The sequence below is a fragment of the Burkholderia sp. APQ4-4ca genome (genome assembly GCF_057837105.1).
Map to the genome: position 1 here is coordinate 187,883 of NZ_JBYQCG010000243.1, position 14,890 is coordinate 202,772.

General features: G+C 67.7%; 12 protein-coding genes. 9 read left to right on the top strand and 3 right to left on the bottom strand.

Annotated features, from left to right (window positions below; genetic code table 11):
• Positions 1-65: 65 nt before the first annotated feature.
• Together AC3IFE_RS33350 and AC3IFE_RS33355 are read right to left on the bottom strand one after the other, a co-directional pair.
• Positions 66-1,505 carry an APC family permease gene (locus tag AC3IFE_RS33350; RefSeq protein WP_301736986.1) on the bottom strand — a complete coding sequence of 480 codons (1,440 nt, stop codon included), beginning with the start codon at positions 1,503-1,505 and terminating at the stop codon, positions 66-68.
• A gap of 292 nt (positions 1,506-1,797) precedes the next feature.
• Complete coding sequence (locus AC3IFE_RS33355) at positions 1,798-2,742, bottom strand: helix-turn-helix domain-containing protein (protein ID WP_089471357.1); 945 nt, start codon at positions 2,740-2,742, stop codon at positions 1,798-1,800.
• A gap of 583 nt (positions 2,743-3,325) precedes the next feature.
• On the opposite strand from AC3IFE_RS33355, the gene AC3IFE_RS33360 reads away from it, so the two are divergent.
• Positions 3,326-4,654, top strand: a complete 1,329-nt coding sequence (locus AC3IFE_RS33360; RefSeq protein ID WP_489194611.1) for an MFS transporter — start codon at positions 3,326-3,328, stop codon at positions 4,652-4,654.
• 51 nt (positions 4,655-4,705) lie between these two features.
• Here the strand turns inward: AC3IFE_RS33360 and AC3IFE_RS33365 are convergent, their stop codons facing one another.
• Positions 4,706-5,407: a FadR/GntR family transcriptional regulator gene (locus AC3IFE_RS33365; RefSeq protein WP_089471355.1), complete on the bottom strand. Its 702-nt coding sequence runs from the start codon at positions 5,405-5,407 to the stop codon at positions 4,706-4,708.
• Between the two features lie 233 nt (positions 5,408-5,640).
• On the opposite strand from AC3IFE_RS33365, the gene AC3IFE_RS33370 reads away from it, so the two are divergent.
• Genes AC3IFE_RS33370 through AC3IFE_RS33405 form a run of 8 tightly spaced genes read left to right on the top strand, consistent with a single transcriptional unit; the run spans position 5,641 to position 14,882 of the window.
• A complete protein-coding gene (locus AC3IFE_RS33370; RefSeq protein ID WP_489194613.1) occupies positions 5,641-7,185 on the top strand; it encodes a sugar ABC transporter ATP-binding protein in 1,545 nt (514 codons plus the stop codon).
• Positions 7,178-8,209 (top strand): ABC transporter permease, encoded by a 1,032-nt coding sequence (locus tag AC3IFE_RS33375; RefSeq protein WP_489194615.1) that lies wholly within the window; start codon positions 7,178-7,180, stop codon positions 8,207-8,209. Before AC3IFE_RS33370 ends, AC3IFE_RS33375 begins: the two co-directional genes overlap by 8 nt.
• 42 nt (positions 8,210-8,251) lie before the next feature.
• On the top strand, positions 8,252-9,199 hold the full coding sequence (locus AC3IFE_RS33380; RefSeq protein ID WP_489194617.1) for an ABC transporter substrate-binding protein: 948 nt from the start codon (positions 8,252-8,254) through the stop codon (positions 9,197-9,199).
• Between the two features lie 28 nt (positions 9,200-9,227).
• Positions 9,228-10,244, top strand: a complete 1,017-nt coding sequence (locus tag AC3IFE_RS33385) for an aldo/keto reductase (RefSeq protein WP_489194619.1) — start codon at positions 9,228-9,230, stop codon at positions 10,242-10,244.
• On the top strand, positions 10,241-11,116 hold the full coding sequence (locus AC3IFE_RS33390; protein WP_489194621.1) for an amidohydrolase family protein: 876 nt from the start codon (positions 10,241-10,243) through the stop codon (positions 11,114-11,116). Before AC3IFE_RS33385 ends, AC3IFE_RS33390 begins: the two co-directional genes overlap by 4 nt.
• A 22-nt stretch (positions 11,117-11,138) precedes the next feature.
• Positions 11,139-12,149 carry a zinc-binding alcohol dehydrogenase family protein gene (locus AC3IFE_RS33395; protein WP_089471349.1) on the top strand — a complete coding sequence of 337 codons (1,011 nt, stop codon included), beginning with the start codon at positions 11,139-11,141 and terminating at the stop codon, positions 12,147-12,149.
• Positions 12,150-12,180: 31 nt separating this feature from the next.
• On the top strand, positions 12,181-13,362 hold the full coding sequence (locus tag AC3IFE_RS33400; RefSeq protein WP_489194623.1) for a mannitol dehydrogenase family protein: 1,182 nt from the start codon (positions 12,181-12,183) through the stop codon (positions 13,360-13,362).
• Complete coding sequence (locus AC3IFE_RS33405; protein WP_489194625.1) at positions 13,359-14,882, top strand: UxaA family hydrolase; 1,524 nt, start codon at positions 13,359-13,361, stop codon at positions 14,880-14,882. Before AC3IFE_RS33400 ends, AC3IFE_RS33405 begins: the two co-directional genes overlap by 4 nt.
• The last annotated feature ends 8 nt before the right edge of the window (positions 14,883-14,890 follow it).

The following is a 14,890-nucleotide window of genomic DNA, read 5'->3' on the forward strand; positions in this document are numbered from 1 at the left end:
AGCGGGAAATGCTCGGGGAGGGCGCAACGAGACGACGGTGCGGCGCGGCACCGTCCGGGCGGCGGTTACTGGGCGGCGCGCCCGAGTTCGCGATACAGGTCGGGGTCGCTGCGCTTCAACCGCAGCGCGGCGCGGATGCCGAGCGCGCCGACGGCGACGAGGAAATACGGAAACATCGCGACGAAGGTCGAATCCGATCCGCTCAGCACGGACAGGTTGCGCACGACCAGCACGAGGCACGCGCCCAGTGCGATCACGCTGACGAGCGGCGCGATCAGCCGATGCACGACGCCGGCGTCGCGGTGATCGCGCGCGAAGAACGCGATCACCGACGCCGCCACCAGGATCTGCACCGCGATGATGCCGATCGTGGCCAGCGCGCTCATCCACGAGAACACGACCGCGAACGGATCGAGGCGGAACGCGGCCGCCCCGACGATGGCCGCGAGCGCGATCGACGTCTGCACCTTGCCGGCGACGTCCGGGCAACGATGTACGGGGCACGTATGGCCGAGCTTGCGCCACAGCACGCGTTCGCGGCCCATCGCGTAGAAATAGCGCGTGATCGTGTTGTGGAACGACAGGATGGCCGCGAACAGGCTCGTGACGAGCAGCACGTTCATCGCGTCCGTCGCGATGCCGCCGAGCAGCCGGCCGCTGACGGCAAACCAGAGATTGGCCGGATCGCGCGCGGCCTGCGCGGCGATCGCGCGCTCGCCCCACGCCTCGACGATCGCCCACGACGACAGCGCGTAGAACGCCATGATGAGGATCACGGCCAGATAGGTGGCGCGCGGAATCGTGCGCTTCGGGTCGCGCGCCTCCTCGGAGAAGATCGCCGTCGCCTCGAAGCCCATGTACGAGCCGAGCACGAACACGAGCGCGGTGCCGAGCCCGGGCGCGAACACCATCGCGGGGCTGAACGGTTTCGCGCTGAAGCCGCCGGCGCTCGCGCCGTGCACGACGATCGCGAGATCGAGCAGCATCACGATCGCGATTTCGCCGATCATCAGCATGCCGAGCAGCCGGCCGCTGAACTCGATGCGACGCGCGCCGCAGAAGTGGACCGCGACGACGCACGCGAGCGCGAACGCCCACCACGGCACGTCGACGCCGTAGTGCCGCTGGATGCTGTCGTTCAGGAAGAAGCCGAACATGCAGTAGATCGCGATCTGCACCGCGTTGTACGCGACGATCGCGACGAACGCGCCGCCCACGCCGGCGGGGCGTCCGAGTCCGTTGGCGATGTACGCATAGAAGGCGCCTGAATTGGAGATGTGCCGGCTCATCGCGGCATAGCCGATGCTGAAGATGAGGTACATGATGCCCGCCAGCACGAATACGCCGGGCACGCCGGGGCCGTTGCCGAGCGAGAATGCCGCGGGCGTCGCGCCGACCATCGCGGTGAGCGGCGCGGCCGCGGCGACGACGAAGAAGACGATGTGGGAGAGTCCGACGGCGTTCCTGCTGAGCCCCGCTTCGGACCGGGGTGACGATTCGTTCATGAGTAGTCCCGCTGGCCGGATCGTCCGTCAGGAGTCGACACCGGCATGCCTGATCGATAGCCCCGTGCCGCGCGCCGATCCTGACGCGCCGGCAAGCGATGCCGACGTTCGCCGACGACACGGGTGTGCGCTTGGACGGCCGCTCGATGCGGTGCAGCGCGCATGCGAGCAGGGCCGACGACAAAAATTTACGGTGCCGAAAAAACGGGCGTTGTCCGTAATCGGCAATCCGCATGCGCGGCGGCGGCAGGGGATTACCCGCATGCGACGCCGCCATGCGCCCGTTGCGGGCTCAGCTCAGGCGCGGCGTATGCGACGGCAGCTCGTGGAAATGCTGCTGGTAGTAGGCGGAGAAGCGTCCGAAGTGGCAAAAGCCGAATTGCGCTGCCGCGTCGCCGATCCGTATCGTGTCGGGCGTCGTCATCAGGAAGCGGCGCACGGCGTTCAGCCGGATCGAGCGGAGATAGGCGGTCGGCGTGGTGCCGACCACGTTCTGGAAGCTGTATTGCAGCGTGCGGCGGCTGATCCGCAGATGGTGACAGAGATCGATCACCGTCGGCACGTCGTCGGATTCCAGCGCGATTTCCTGGCTGCGGCGCACGATGTAGCTTTGCGTCGAGGCCGACGGCAGCGCACCGGCATCCGGGTCGTCGGGTTGCACGAGGTCGAGCAGGATGCCGACCAGACTGTGCGCGAGCACGCGTTCGTCGAACGCATCGCGGGCGGTGAGCGAACCGCTGTCGAGCGCCTGGCCCAGCACGCGTTCGAGGCCGTCCAGTGCGTTGCGGTAGCGCGCGGGCGAGATCGGCAGCACCGGCTGCTTCAGGAAACGCGCGGGCAGGTTCGCGAGTTCATCCACCTCGCGATCGGCCGCGAGCGTGCGGTCGATCGTGAAGGCGAGCACCTCGGTGTCGCACGGCAGATGGGCGACGAACTCCTCGCCGCCGCGCAGCGTCAGCAGGCTCGGGCGCTCGACGGTGCGCCCCTGGACCACGGGCGCGACCGCACTGGCGATCGGCAGCGCGAAGCAGAGCCGGTCGCGCGGCGCGAGGCCGTGCTGCATCACGCGCTGGTTGATGCGTTCGCGAAAGACGTGAAAACGCTGGCCGGCGACCTGGCGCAGCGTGGTCGTCGCGGTGCCCGGACTGATCTGGTCGTAGTGCTGCGACCAGTTCACGATCGCCTGGGAATGGAGGAACACATCCGAGAAGCACAGTGTTTCAGCGCGCAGGTTCATGGCGTGGCGAATGCATCCCGTTTCAAATTCGATGCCGGCCGAAGCCGGCTCATGCTGCTGGCGCGGGCAGCGCGATCGTGCCATGCGCGCGCGGCCCGGATGGCTTCCGAACGCGCGGTGCAATGCGGTCAGTCCTGCCGACGATCATATCCAGAAAAAAACACCGCGTGACGCGATCGAAGAGCCTGCGGGCGCTCGTCGAGCGAACACCCCCGCGGAAGGTGACGGAGCGTAACTAAATCGAAAGAAATGCGGGGGTGCCGGGCGATATCGGCCAGCGAATGTCGTTGACAACCAATATTTTTTATTAATCTCATTATAAGGGATTGGGTTTATTTATGAGGTGGGGTTTACATAGGGTGTCCCGCGCGACCTGGTAACGTGGGCTTCACGGTCAAGGCAATCGAGAAGGGTCAAGAATTTATTATAAAACTGATGAATGAAGGCCGACAACCTGGCACAGGCGGCATGCAACAGCTCGCCTCGTGTTAACTACCAATAAATCCCGAAATACGGGATTTGTATAATTGTCCCGCCACGCCTCGCCTGTTCGTGACGCATGTCCACATACCGGGAGCGGTCCATGTCCGAGTCACCCCCTGCCTTGTTGTATCGTCGGATCGCGCTGCGCGTGATTCCGTTTCTGTTCGTCTGCTACGTGATCAACTTCGTCGATCGCGTCAACATCGGTTTCGCCAAGCTGCAGTTCCTGCAGGATCTCGGCTTGAGCGAAGCCGTATTCGGCTCCGCGACGGCCATCTTCTTCATCAGTTACGCCGCCTTCGAGGTGCCGAGCAACCTGGTGCTGGCGCGCATCGGCGCGAGCCGCACGCTGATGCGAATCATGGTGCTGTGGGGCCTGTGTACCGTGGCGCAGATGTTCGTGACCGGCAGCGTGTCGCTGTACGTGGTGCGCTTTCTGCTCGGCGCCGCCGAGGCCGGCTTCTTTCCGGGCCTGATCCTGTATCTGTCGTACTGGTTTCCGGATGCGGTGCGCGCCCGCGTCAACAGCGTGCTGCTGCTTGCCGTGCCGGTCGCGGGGATGATCGGCGGACCGCTGTCCGGCTGGATCATGGCGCACCTGCAGGACACGATGGGGTTGCGCGGATGGCAGTGGCTGTTCCTGATCGAGGGATTGCCGGCCATCGCGCTCGGGCTGGTCGCGCCGCTGATGCTGAGCGACCGGCCGGAGCGGGCGGCATGGCTGTCGCCTGCGGACCGGCAGGCGCTCTTGCGCGATCTGGACGCGGAGCGTGCGTCGGCCGTGGTCGGCCATGACCGGGCGGGCGTGCTCGACATCGTTCGCAACGCGCGCGTGCTGGGGCTCGCGGCGATCTATTTCTGCGTCTACGTCGGGATGGGGACGGTGACGTTCTGGTCGCCGACGGTGCTGAAGGCGGCCGGGGTGGCGAGCGTCACCGGAATCGGTTGGTTGTCCGGACTGATTTCCGTGTTCACGATGATCGGCAACGTGGCGATCGCATGGAGTTCCGACCGATACGGCGAGCGCCGCTGGCATACGGTGGCCTGCATGCTCGTCACCGCGTGCAGCCTGCTGCTGCTGCGCTTCTCGGTCGGCCATGTAGGGATCACCGTGGCCTTGCTTGCGATCGCGCAGCTGTGCGCGTTCACCGTACCGATCGTGTTCTGGACGATTCCGGCTGCCCAGCTGACCGGCCGGGCGGCGGCAGCCGGCATCGCGGTGATCAGCATGCTGGGTTCGCTCGGCGGCGCGTTCAGTTCGTGGCTGGTCGGCGTCCTGTTCGCACGTACGGGCGCCCCGTATGCAGGGTTCGCGGTGGTCGCGGGGCTGCTGGTGGTCGGCTCGGTGCTGGTGACGAGCCTGGTGCCGCGCACGCTGCCGTCGCGCCGCACGGCGAGCGAACGGGCCGCGTGGCAGGGCGTTGAATAGCGCGTAGCCGAGGCTGCGTGATCGCCGACGCGTGTCCGCGCCAGCGCACGCTCAATCCGGATCGGCTTTCAGCCCACCCTCGATCCACCGCGCTTCGGATGCGCGAAGGTGCGCGCGAATGGCCGTCTGGGCCGCGATCGGATCGCCGGCCTGCAACGCAAGCAGAACGTCCTCGTGCTCGCGCACGGCGGCGGTCCACGTTTGCGGATTCTCCGCGTGCCCGCGCATCGCGGTCGCGATCGGGTCGTGACGGCTGTCGAACAGCTCGCCGACGAAGCGGGTGAGCACCGAATTGCCGGCGGCTTCCGCGATCAGCATGTGGAACTGCCGGTCGGCTTCGACCGGCGATTTGCCGGCTTCCGCGAGCCGCTTCATGCGCTGCACCGTGCGGCGCAAGCGCTCGAGCATCGCCGCCGTCATCCGCGCGGCGGCCAGCGCGGCGACGCTGCCCTCGACGGCCGCGCGCGCCTGCATCAATTCCGACGGACTGTCGCCGAGCGTGACCATCGTGCCGACAGCGTCGGCCGCCGTGTCGCGCACATAGACGCCGGAGCCCATCCGGATTTCGATCTGGCCGCCGATTTCCAGCGCGATCAGCGCCTCGCGAAGCGACGGGCGCGATACGCCGAGCGTCAGCGCCAGCTCGCGTTCCGGCGGCAGCCGCTCGCCGATGGCGAATTCGCCCTGACGAATCAACGCGACGATCTGGGCCGCGACCGATTGGTAAAGCCGCTTGGGTTCTGTCGATTTCATCCGATTGATAGGGATCGATGCGCTTTGGGCGAAAGTGCGTGTCGCGGAGTCTATCATGCTTGCCGCATCGCCCCGTGTGGCGGCGCGGTCCTCCGGATGTCCGGGTTTTCACTATTGGTAAGATCGGATGTGAATAGTTAAATTGGCTTGACCAAAAGTGGTTTGATTGCTGTAATTCATCCAAATTGGACTGACCGGATAGTGCCGAGGTCGATCCACCCCAAGGAGACGCAATGGCAATGCCTCGCAATCTGCCCGGTCAGGCCGCGCACGACGAAGCGGACCGGGAGATCCTGCGCCTGGACGGGATTCGCAAGCGCTTCCCCGGCGTGCTCGCGCTCGACGGGATTCGCCTTGACCTGCGCCGCGGCGAGGTGCATGCGGTGTGCGGCGAGAACGGCGCGGGCAAATCGACGCTGATGAAGATCATCAGCGGCCAGTACCTGCCCGACGACGGCGTCGTTCACTATCGCGGCGCGCCGGTGCGGTTTCGTTCGGCTTCCGAAGCACAGGCGGCCGGCATCTCGATCATTCACCAGGAACTCAATCTCGTTCCGCACCTGAGCGTGGCGGAGAACCTGTTCCTCGCGCGCGAGCCGCGGCGCGGGCCGTTCGTCGATACGAAGCGCATGAACGCGGATGCGGCGCGCTGCATCGCGCGCATCGGCCTGAACGTGGCCCCGACGACGAAGGTCGGGGTGCTGTCGATCGCGCAGCAGCAGATGGTCGAGATCGCGAAGGCGCTGTCGCACGACGCGCGCGTGCTGATCATGGACGAGCCCACGTCGTCGCTGACGGAAGCGGAGACGGTGCAGCTCTTTCGCATCATCGAGGAACTGCGTGCGGACGGCGTCGCGATTCTGTATATCTCGCACCGGCTCGACGAAATGGCGCAGATCGTCGATCGCGTGACGGTGCTGCGCGACGGGCGCCACATCTCGACGGACGATTTCGCCGACGTGAGCATCGACGACATCGTCGCGCGCATGGTCGGACGCACGCTCGACGACGCCTATCCGTCGCGGCAATCGGTGCCGACCGACGAGGTGCTGCTCGACGTGCGGGACCTGCGCCGCGACGGCGTGTTCGGGCCGGTGTCGTTCGCGCTGCGCCGCGGCGAGATCCTCGGTTTCGCGGGATTGATGGGCGCGGGGCGCACCGAGATCGCCCGCGCGATCTTCGGCGCGGACCGCCCCGACGGCGGCACGATCGCGCTGCACGGCCGGCCCGTGACGATCCGTTCGCCGCGCGAGGCGATCCGGCACGGCATCGCGTATCTGTCGGAGGATCGCAAGAAGGAGGGGCTCGCGCTGCCGATGCCCGTCGCGGCGAACCTCACGCTCGCGAACGTGCGCGGCATCACGTCACGTTTCGGGTTCCTGCGCTTCGACGACGAACTCGACGTCGCGCGCCGCTACGTGCAGGACCTCGCGATTCGCACGCCGTCCGTGCACCAGCGCGTGCGCAACCTGTCCGGCGGCAACCAGCAGAAAGTCGTCATCGGCAAATGGCTCTACCGCGGCTCGAAGATCCTGTTCTTCGACGAGCCGACACGCGGCATCGACGTCGGCGCGAAATTTGCGATCTACGGGCTGATGGACCGGCTCGCGGCCGACGGCGTCGGCGTGGTGCTGATCAGTTCTGAACTGCCCGAACTGCTCGGCATGACCGACCGGATCGCCGTTTTTCACGAAGGTCGATTGACCGCATTTCTCGATACGAAACACACCAGTCAGGAGGAGATCATGCACTACGCGTCGGGGCGTTCCCATGCTTGAAATGACATCCGATCGAAGCCAGGCCGACGAGCGGGCGGCGCGACAGCGGCGGCGCGACCTGATCCAGAAGTTCGCGGCGCTGGGCAGCCTCGTCGTGCTCGTGTTCGCGTTCTCGATATCGAGCGCGGCGTTCTTCTCCGTCGACAACCTGATGACCGTCGGCCTGCAGGTCACCTCCATCGCCTATCTGGGCGTGGCCGCCACCTGCGTGATCATCACCGGCGGCATCGACCTGTCGGTCGGCTCGGTGCTCGCGCTGGCCGGCGTCTGTGCCGCGCTGCTGGTCAAGGTCGGCGTGCCGGTGCCCGCGGCGATGGCGGCCGGCGTCCTGGTCGGCGCGCTGTGCGGGCTCGTCAACGGCATCTGCGTGACGCAGATGGGCCTGCCGCCGTTCATCGCGACGCTCGGCATGATGCTCGTCGCGCGCGGCATCGCGCTGCAGATCACGGGCGCGCGGCCGGTATCGGATCTCGGCGACGCGTTCGGCGCGCTCGGCAACGGCGCGCTGCTGCGGATCTCGCACATCGGCGCGGATGGGTTCCCCGACACGACGTTTCCCGGCATTCCGTATCCGGTCGTGATCATGATCGTGCTGTTCGTCGTGGTGTCCGTGCTGCTGTCGAGAACGTCGCTCGGCCGTCACATCTACGCGGTCGGGTCGAACGCGGAAGCCGCGCGGCTATCGGGCGTGAACGTGCAGGGCGTGAAGCTGTTCACCTACGTGCTGTCGGGCGCGCTCGCGGGCGTGACAGGCTGCGTGCTGATGTCGCGGCTCGTCACCGGGCAGCCGAACGAAGGCGTGATGTACGAGCTCGACGCGATCGCCAGTTCGGTCATCGGCGGCACGTCGCTGATGGGCGGCGTCGGCACGATCTCCGGCACGGCGATCGGCGCGTTCGTGATCGGCGTGCTGCGCAACGGCCTGAACATGAATGGCGTATCGAGCTTCATCCAGCAGATCATCATCGGCGTCGTGATCCTCGGCACGGTGTGGATCGACCAGTTGCGCAACCGCCGGCCCTGACCGGCAGCAAGCAGTCCCTACCAACGAGAAGCGGAGCGAGACATGAACAAATCCATCCTGCTGGCGGCATCGGCATGCGTGTTCGCGGTGTGCAGCAGCGGCGCGTATGCGGCGGGCGGCGAGATCGCGGTGATCGTCAAGACGGTCAATTCGAACTACTGGCAGAACGTGCAGAAAGGTGCGAAGGCGGCGCTCGACGGCGCCAAGGGCTACACGATGACGTTCCAGGGGCCGGCGGCCGAGTCCGACATCAGCGGGGAGGTCAACATGGTCGACAACGCGGTCACGCGGCATGTGGCGGCCATCGTGCTCGCGCCGTCCGATCCCGATGCGCTCGTGCCCGCGATCAAGAAGGCGTGGGAAGCGCACATCCCGGTCGTGCTGATCGACTCGGCGATCGCGGACGCCGGCAAGCCGTACTACCAGGCGTTCCTGTCGACCGACAACGAGAAGGCGGGCGCGCTGTGCGCGAAGGCGCTGATCGACCGCGTCGGGCAGTCGGGCAAGATCGCGATCATGTCGTACGTGCCGGGCGCGGGCTCCGAGGTCAGCCGCGTCGGCGGGTTCCGCAAATACATCGAGAGCCATTCGAAGCTGCAGATCGTCGGTCCGTACTACTCGCAATCGCAGATGGCGACCGCGCTGAACCAGACGACCGACGTGCTGTCGGCGAACCCGGACCTGAAGGGCATCTTCGGCGCGAACGAGCCGACCGCGGTCGGGATGGGCCGTGCGCTGAAGCAGTCGGGCAAGGCGGGCAAGGTGGTGGCGATCGGATTCGACGGCAACGAGGATCTGCAGGGCTTCGTGCGCGATGGCACCGTGCAGGCGATCGCCGTGCAGGGCTCGTGGCAGATGGGGAACCAGGGCGTGCGCACCGCGCTCGACGTGATCGAGCACAAGCCCACGCCGAAGCTGATCGATACCGGCGTCGTGATGGTCGACAAGCAGAACCTCGATTCGCAGGCGGCGAAGAACGTCCTGTACTGATCCCTTTCCCCGTATCCAGTCACGCCTCATGAACGCACACGATACGCGCACCTTGCCGCGCAGCGGGCTGACGGTGTCGGCGCTCGGCCTCGGCTGCTCGCAACTCGGCGGCCTTTATCGGCCGATGGCGGCCGCCGACGCCGCCGCGCTCGTCGACGCCGCGTGGGCGGCCGGCCTGCGCTATTTCGACACCGCGCCGTACTACGGCTACACGCTGTCCGAGCGGCGCGTGGGGGCCGGGCTTGCCCCGCGCGAGCGCCGCGCGTTCACGCTCAGCACGAAGGTCGGGCGGCTGATGCGCGCCGACGCGAGCGTGCGCCCCGGCGACGACGGCTGGGCCGAGCCGCTGCCGTTCCGGCCGGTCTACGACTACAGCTACGACGGGATCATGCGCTCGCACGACGACAGCCGGCAACGGCTCGGGCTCGCGCGCGTCGACATGCTGTACGTGCACGACATCGGCGCGATGACGCACGGCGATCGTCACGCGCACTACTGGGAGCAGTTGACGCGCGGCGGCGGGTTTCGCGCGCTCGACGCGCTGCGCTCGGGCGGCGAGATCGGCGCATTCGGCCTCGGCGTGAACGAATGGGAAGTGGCGGCCGACGCGCTGAACGAAGCGGCGCTCGATGCGGTGCTGCTGGCCGGCCGCTACACGCTGCTCGAACAGACGGCGCTCGAACCGCTGCTCGACGCGTGCGCCCGTGACGGGACGGCAATCGTGATCGGCGGCGTATTCAATTCCGGCCTGCTCGCCGGCAACGGCAAGTTCAACTATGCGGACGCGAGCGCCGACGTGATCGACAAGGCGACGCGGCTCGGCGCGCTGTGCGAGCGCTTCGACGTGCCGCTTCCCGCCGCCGCGCTGCAGTTTCCGTTCGGCCATCCGGCCGTCGTGTCGTGCGTGGTCGGCGCGCGCAGCGTGGCGCAGTTGCAGCAGAACATCGACTGGTTCGAGCGCCCCGCGCCGGCCGAACTGTGGGACGCGCTGCGCGACGAAGGGCTGATCGACGCGCACGCGCCGGTGCCGGGAGCTCGCGCATGACCGCACGGATCGACGCCCATCAGCACTACTGGCGCATCGGTGCGCGGGCCGGCTGCTGGCCGCCTGCCGAACTCGATGCGATTCACCGGGATTTCGGCCCCGCCGATCTGGCTCCGCTGCTCGACGCCGCGCGCATCGATACCACCGTCCTCGTGCAATCGTTGCCGAGCGAAGCCGACACGCGCTTTCTGCTCGATCTCGCGGCTGACACGCCGACCGTCGGCGCGGTGGTCGGCTGGGTCGACCTGAAGGCCGACGGCGCACCGGCGCGGATCGCGGCGTTTGCATCCGCACCGAAGGCGCGCGGCCTGCGACCGATGCTGCAGGATCTGCCCGACGATGCGTGGATCGACGACCCGCGGCTGGATCGCGCGGTCGCCGCGATGCTCGAGCATGCGCTGAGTTTCGATGCGCTGGTGATGCCGCGCCATCTCGATGCGCTGCATGCGTTCGCGCGACGCCATCCGGAGCTGCCGATCGTGATCGATCACGGCGCGAAGCCGTTCATCGAGCGCGGCGAATTGCAGCCGTGGTTGTCCGCGATGAGCCGGCTCGCGCGCCTGCCGAATCTTCATTGCAAGCTGTCCGGCCTGTGGACCGAAGCGGGGCCGTCGGCCGGCGCCGATGCCGTCCGCACGCGCACGCGGCCGTACGTCCACGCGCTGGCCGAGCTGTTCGGGCCGACGCGCTTGATGTGGGGCAGCGACTGGCCGGTGCTGCGGCTGGCGTCGGCGTGCGGCGGCTACGGCGAATGGCTGGCCGCGTGCGAGGACGATTGCGCGCGGTTGCTCGGCGCCGCGGCGCTGGATGGCCTCTTCGGCGGCAACGCGCGCCGCTTCTACCGGATCGACACCGCACGCCACGACGAATGAACCAGAACGAAAGGAACCCGACATGCTCAGCGTGATTTGCGAATCCCCCGGCGTGCTGCGCGTGCAGCATCGCGAACCGCCCGTGCGCGGCAGCGGCGAAGTATTGTTGCGCGTGCAACGGGTCGGCATCTGCGGCACCGACCTGCACATCTTCACCGGCAACCAGCCGTACCTCGACTATCCGCGCGTGATGGGCCATGAGCTGTCGGCGGTGGTCGTCGAGGCGGAAGCCGAGTCGGGGCTCGCCGCCGGCGACGCGGTGTACGTGATGCCGTATCTGTCGTGCGGACACTGCATCGCCTGCCGTCACGGCAACACGAACTGCTGCGTGAACATCAAGGTGCTCGGCGTGCATCGCGACGGCGCGTTGACCGAATACCTGAGCGTGCCCGCGCAGTTCGTTCACAAGGCCGACGGCATTTCGCTCGACCAGGCGGCGATGCTGGAATTTCTCGCGATCGGCGCGCATGCGGTGCGGCGCGCGGACGTCCGCGCCGGGCAGCGCACGCTGGTCGTTGGCGCCGGGCCGATCGGCATGGCCGCGATGATCTTCGCGAAGCTGCGCGGCGCCGACGTCACGTGCCTCGACACGCGGGCCGACCGTCTCGCGTTTTGCCGGCAGCATCTGGCGGTCGATGCGGCGGTGGAGGTGGGGGAAGGCGACACGGAGCGTCTCGCGTCGTTGACGAACGGCGAGTATTTCGATGCGGTGTTCGACGCGACGGGCAATCTCGATGCGATGAATCGCGGCTTCGAGTTCGTCGCGCACGGCGGCAAATATACGTTGATCTCGATCGTGCGCGGGCACGTCGCGTTTTCGGATCCCGAATTCCACAAGCGGGAGACCACGCTGCTCGCGAGCCGCAATGCGACGGCCGAGGATTTCGCGACGGTGCTCGACGCGATGCGCGCGGGGCGCATTCCGGACCGCGCGCTGAACACGCACCGGATGCGGCTCGACGAGGTGCCGGACGCGCTGCCGCGTTTGCTGGATGCGGGGCAGACCGTCGTGAAGGCGCTCGTCGAATGCTGAGCGATCGAATCCGTCGTGCGGAGCGCATGCGATGACGCCACCGATCCTGCAGTTCGGCACGAGCCGCTTCCTGCTCGCGCACGTCGACCTGTTCGTCTCGCAGGCGCTGGACGACGGCAACGCGATGGGCGGCATCGGCATCGTGCAGACGACCGGCAATCCGGCCAGCCGCGCCCGCATCGACGCGCTGCGCGCCACCGGTCGCTATCCGGTGCGGATTCGCGGGCGCGAGCGCGGCGGCGTGGTCGACGAAGTCGTCGAGTGCCACGCCGTACATCGTGCATGGGACGCCGAGCGCGACTGGGCGGAGATACGCGACGCCGCGATCGAGACGGTGCGCGTGATCGTGTCGAACACCGGCGACGCAGGCTATCGCGCCGATCCGCGCGACACCGCGGATCTGCTGGCCCGGCCCGAGCACGCACCGCACGGTTTTCCGGCGAAGCTGCTCGCGCTGCTGCATGCGCGCTGGCAGGCGCGGCCTGATGACGGCGTTTCCATCCTGCCATGCGAACTGGTGACGAACAACGGCGACACGCTGCGCGACATCGTGCTGGGCCTCGCGCGCCAGTGGCGGCTGCCCGACGCGTTCGCCGACTATCTGTGCAACCGCTGCGTATGGATCAACTCGCTCGTCGACCGCATCGTGTCCGAGCCGCTTCATCCGGTCGGCGCGATCGCCGAGCCTTATGCGCTATGGGCGATCGAACGACGTGCGGGCATGGCGCTACCGTGCACGCATGCTCGGATTGTCGTCACCGACGATTTGCGCAGCCACGAGCGGCTGAAGCTGTTCTTCCTCAATCTCGGGCACAGCTGGCTCGCGGAGCAATGGCTCACGGCAGGGCGCGACGCATCGGAAACGGTGCTGGACGCGATGAACGATGCGCGGCTGCGCGATGGTCTCGAAGCCGTGTGGCGCGATGAAGTCGCGCCGGTGTTCGTCGCGCTGGGCTTGCGGGAAACGGCCGAACGCTACGTCGACAGCGTGCGCGAGCGCTTTCTCAATCCGTTTCTCGCGCATCGCATCGCCGATATCGCGGTGAACCATCGCGAGAAGGTGGCACGGCGGATCGAGCCGCTGCTCGCACTCGCGGATTCACTGGCGCTGCCGGCCGAACAATCGCGGTTGCGGCAACTCGTCGCCCGCCATGAGCTGGCGGCCGGCGCTCCAGGGGCCGCCATCGCAACGACAGGAAGAGGTACATCGTGACGCAACCGGCAATCGTGATCCTTCACGGCAACGACAACGTCGCCGTCGCACTCGACGCGCTGGCGCCCGACGTGCCGATCGACGTGCGCGGCGCACCGCTGCGGCCGGCGGCCGCGGTGCCGGCCGGCCACAAGGTCGCCACCGCGCCGATCGCGCGCGGCGACGCGATCGTCAAATGCGGGCAGCCGATCGGCGTCGCGCTGCGTGACATTGCCGCGGGCGAGCACGTGCACGTGCACAACGTCGGGATGCCTGATCGGCATGCGCACGAGGATGGGCCTGCGGGCGACACGCACGACGTTGCGGCGGATCGCCGCGACACCTTCGACGGATTCGTGCGGCCCGACGGCAGCGTGGGGACCCGCAACTACGTCGGCGTGATCGCGAGCGTCAACTGTTCGGCGAGCGTCTGTCATGCGATCGCCGACGCATACCGGCACGGCGCGCTCGATGCGTTCGGTCACGTCGACGGCGTCGTCGCGATCACCCATCAGAGCGGCTGCGGCATGTCCGCGAGCGGGGACGGCATCGAACTGCTGCGGCGCACGCTCGTCGGCTATGCACGGAACCCGAATTTCGCCGGCGTGCTGCTCGTCGGCCTCGGCTGCGAGGTGAACCAGGTCGGCGCGCTCGCGGAACGGCTCGACGCGGCGGCGCCCGGCACCGTGCGCACGCTGGTGATCCAGGACGAGGGCGGCGTGCGCGACACCGTGGCCAAAGGCGTGTCGATCGTGCGCGAGTTGGTGGAGGCGGCCGACGGCGCGCGTCGCAGCGCCGTGCCGGCCTCGCGGCTGACGGTCGGCCTGCAATGCGGCGGGTCCGACGGCTACTCGGGCATCACCGCGAATCCGGCGCTCGGCGCGGCCGTCGACCTGCTGGTCCGCAACGGCGGCACCGCGATTCTGTCCGAGACACCCGAGATCTACGGCGCCGAGCATCTGCTGATCGCGCGGGCGGCCTCGCGCGACGTGGCCGAGCGCCTGCTCGGTCGGTTGCAGTGGTGGGAGCGCTACGTTGCCGACAACGGCGGCGAAATGAACAACAACCCGTCGCCCGGCAATCTCGCCGGCGGCATCACGACGATTCTCGAGAAATCGCTCGGCGCGGTGTCGAAGGGCGGCCGCTCGCCGCTGCGCGCGGTCTACGACTATGCGGAGCCCGTGCGGCAAGCCGGGCTCGTGTTCATGGATACGCCCGGCTACGACCCGGTGTCGGCCACCGGGCAGATCGCCGGCGGCGCGAATCTCGTGTGCTTCACGACGGGCCGCGGTTCGGTATTCGGCTCGAAGCCGGTGCCGACGATCAAGATCGCGACGACGAGCGGCCTGTTCGAGCGGATGCAATCGGACATGGATTTCGACAGCGGCGGGATCGTCGCCGGTTCGCTCTCGGTCGACGAAGCGGGCGAGCGGCTGTTCCGGCTGATGCTCGACGTCGCCTCCGGGCGGCGATCGCGCAGCGAGGACAACGGCATCGGCGAACGCGAATTCGTGCCGTGGCTGCGCGGCGCGGTCATGTGACGCGTGAG